At 76.3% G+C, this 2,672-nt stretch carries 4 protein-coding genes; 3 read left to right on the top strand and 1 reads right to left on the bottom strand.

The genetic code is table 11. The features are described from left to right. Together EAO76_RS45215 and EAO76_RS43440 are read left to right on the top strand one after the other, a co-directional pair. On the top strand, nucleotides 1-364 hold a 364-nt coding region (locus EAO76_RS45215; RefSeq protein WP_187439066.1), incomplete at its 5' end, for a hypothetical protein. Beyond that, entirely contained in the window at nucleotides 361-1,002 is a 642-nt protein-coding gene (locus tag EAO76_RS43440; protein WP_148841702.1) for a hypothetical protein, read from the top strand. The genes EAO76_RS45215 and EAO76_RS43440, both read left to right, overlap by 4 nt. A 104-nt stretch (nucleotides 1,003-1,106) precedes the next feature. Here EAO76_RS43440 and EAO76_RS43435 read toward each other — a convergent pair whose 3' ends face one another. After that, nucleotides 1,107-1,520: a hypothetical protein gene (locus tag EAO76_RS43435; protein WP_148841701.1), complete on the bottom strand. Its 414-nt coding sequence runs from the start codon at nucleotides 1,518-1,520 to the stop codon at nucleotides 1,107-1,109. A 120-nt stretch (nucleotides 1,521-1,640) separates the two neighbouring features. On the opposite strand from EAO76_RS43435, the gene EAO76_RS43430 reads away from it, so the two are divergent. Continuing rightward, entirely contained in the window at nucleotides 1,641-2,564 is a 924-nt protein-coding gene (locus EAO76_RS43430) for a hypothetical protein (protein ID WP_148841700.1), read from the top strand. Nucleotides 2,565-2,672: the final 108 nt, after the last annotated feature.

Here is a 2,672-nt window from a genome sequence, read left to right as displayed (position 1 = left end):
GAACCCCCCGACGGCCCCTCCGACGGACCCCGCCCGTACGGGGCGGGCGTCCACCCTCCCGTACGAGGAGGTCACGGAGCCCGGCTACCCCGCCGCGTACACCGCGGGCCTGCTCATCGAGCCCACCGGGGACGGGGCCGTCCTGACCGGCACCTGCCCGCGCTGCCACTGCGCGACGGTCTACACCTGGACCCGTTCCGTCGTCCGGTCCGCGCCGCGCGTCGTCCGGTCCGGGCCCTCCGGCACGGGGCTCGTCCCGGTGCCGGTGCTCTGCGTCTGCCGGACCGAGCACCCGGGCCGGCCCGGCGACGAGGAGGGCTGCGGGGCGTACTGGAACATCCTGCTGGAGAGGGCGCGGCGATGACCTGGCGCGCCGTACCGGGACCGGCCGGGACCCCGGCCGACCGGCTCGCGGCCCGCCGCCACCGCGCCCTGCTGCGCCGGGAACTGCCCCGGGTCCGGGAATCGGCGCTGGCCTGGCGCAACGGCCTCGCCGCGCTCCTGGCCGGACTCGTCGGGTTCGGCCTCCTCCGGGGCCGCAGCGACATCGGCTCGCTCGCCGCCCCGTACGCCGTCATCGTCGGCGCCGTGCTGCTCCTCGCGCTCCTGTGCGGCGCCGCGGGGGGCCTGTCCCTGCTGCGCGCCGCCCACGGCAGGCCGGCGGCCGCGGACGACACCGCCGCGCTCCGGCTCGACGACGTCGCCGCGGACCACACCGAGGCCCTGCGCGCCGCTCAGGCCCTCGCCCGGGGCGTGCCGCTCACCCTCTGCTGCGCCGCGCTGCTCACCGCGGCCGTGGGGATCACCTGGTACGGGCCGTCGAAGGAGGGACCGCGCGTCTCGGTCACCACCCCCGGCGGCACGGTCTGCGGGGAGCCGCTGCGCACCGCCGGGGGCAGGATGACGCTCAGGACCGACGCCGGCCGGGTCACCGCGGACCTCGGCCGGGCCACCGCGGTGCGCGCCGTGACGTCCTGCGCCCCGCTGCCGGCGGGCGGCTGACAGCGGGGCGGCGAGGACACCGGGCGAAGGCACCGGCAGAGGCACCGGGCGACACGCGCGCAGCCGCGTTCACGCAACGGGCGGCAGGCGCGCGGCGCCCCCGTTCATCCGACGGGCCGGACGTCCTCGTGGGTGTAGAAGATGTAGAACGCGCTGACGAACATCCCCAGCCCCACCGAGAGCCCGAGCGCCGAGGAACGCAGCACGCTCGAATCGGTCAGGCCGACCAGCAGGCCGATCGCCGCCGCCGTCAGCGCGCCGTAGGCCACCGCCCGCACCAGGGGCAGCATCCTGCGCTGGATCCGGCCCAGCCCGTAGCAGAGGACCGCGAGGACCACCGCGGTGATCAGGCCGTACCAGAACTGCCGGAAGCCGCTCGCGCCGTTGTTGCGGAGGATGAAGGACGCGTAGAGGCCGTACGCCGCGCCCAGCGTGACGGGAATGGCCCAGGAGAGCACGCTGCGCCCGCGCGCGTGCGCCCTCCGTCCGCGTGCCGGCATCGCTGCATGTGTGGCCATGGCGGAGATCTCCTTCCGTCGCCCCTTGTTCCCTCCAGGGCACACCCGGCCGGGCCACCCGGCAACTCGGATGGCGTACGGACCGGGGCGCGGCGCCCGCGCACGCGATTCCCTGGAGGGATGCGGACGCACCTGTCGACGGCCCTCTCGGTGGTACTGGTGGTGGTCCTGGCCGTCCTCGTGCCGGTCGGTGCCCTGTCCGCCTGGGTCGATCTGGAGATCGACGACACCGACCGCTACGTCGAGGCGGTCGCGCCGCTCGCCTCCGACCCCGAGGTGCGCGAGACCGTCAGCGACCTCATCACCGACGGGGCGATGAAGCGGATCGACGCCGGACCGCTCCAGGACACCGTGCGGGACTTCCTGCGTCGGGCGGTGCTGTCGTTCACCACCACCGACGCCTTCCAAACCGCGTGGAACGCCGCCAACCGCACCGCCCACGAGGCCGTCACCGCCGCCCTGGACGGCGACACCGGGGAGGCCGTGACCATCGACCTGGCACCCGTGACCGCGCAGATCCGGCAGAACCTGACGGACAACGGGGTGCCGTTCGCCGACCGCATCCCCGTCCAGCACACCGACATCACGCTCGTCTCCGCCGACCGCGCCGACCAGTTGCGCCAGTCCTTCCGGCTGCTGCGGGCCGGCGGCATCCGGCCCGCCGTGGGCACGCTCGTGCTCGCCGTCCTGGCCGTGGCCGCGGCCTGGGCGCGCGGCGGCGGTCCGGGGCACCGGCGCTCCGGGGCCGCCGCGCTCTCGGCCGCGGCGGTGGCCGGGCTGGGCTTCGCGCTCGGGGCACTCGTGCTGCGCGCGGTGCTCGCGGTCGCCCGCGGCCGGGTGCTGTCCGAGGTGCCGGACGGCGAGGCGGACGGAGCCGCGGCGGTGTACGACGCGTTGACCGCCTCGCTGCGCACGACGGTGTGGATCGTGTTCGCCGCCGGGCTCGCGGTGGCGGTGTGCGCGGTGCTCGCCCGGTTCCTGGTCGCCCGGCGCCGTCCCGCCCCACGACCGCAGCGACCGGGACGGCCGGAGGAGAAGGGCTGACCCGGGACGGCGCCGGGCGACCAGGAACCGGGCGAGCACCGCGCACACCGCCACCGCGAGCCCGGCGGCGAACACGATCCACACCGTCGTGCGCAGCGAGGCGGTCAA

Origin of the sequence: Streptomyces sp. sk2.1 (assembly GCF_008120935.1) — a bacterium.
Lineage (GTDB): Bacteria > Actinomycetota > Actinomycetes > Streptomycetales > Streptomycetaceae > Streptomyces.
This window is presented reverse-complemented; position numbering and strand designations above follow the sequence as displayed.

What these genes read in the sequence shown, in the direction of transcription:
- EAO76_RS43440 (WP_148841702.1), top strand. Translation starts at nt 361, where the DNA reads ATGACCTGGCGCGCCGTACCGGGACCGGCCGGGACCCCGGCCGACCGG.
- EAO76_RS43435 (WP_148841701.1), bottom strand. Translation starts at nt 1,520, where the DNA reads ATGGCCACACATGCAGCGATGCCGGCACGCGGACGGAGGGCGCACGCG.
- EAO76_RS43430 (WP_148841700.1), top strand. Translation starts at nt 1,641, where the DNA reads ATGCGGACGCACCTGTCGACGGCCCTCTCGGTGGTACTGGTGGTGGTC.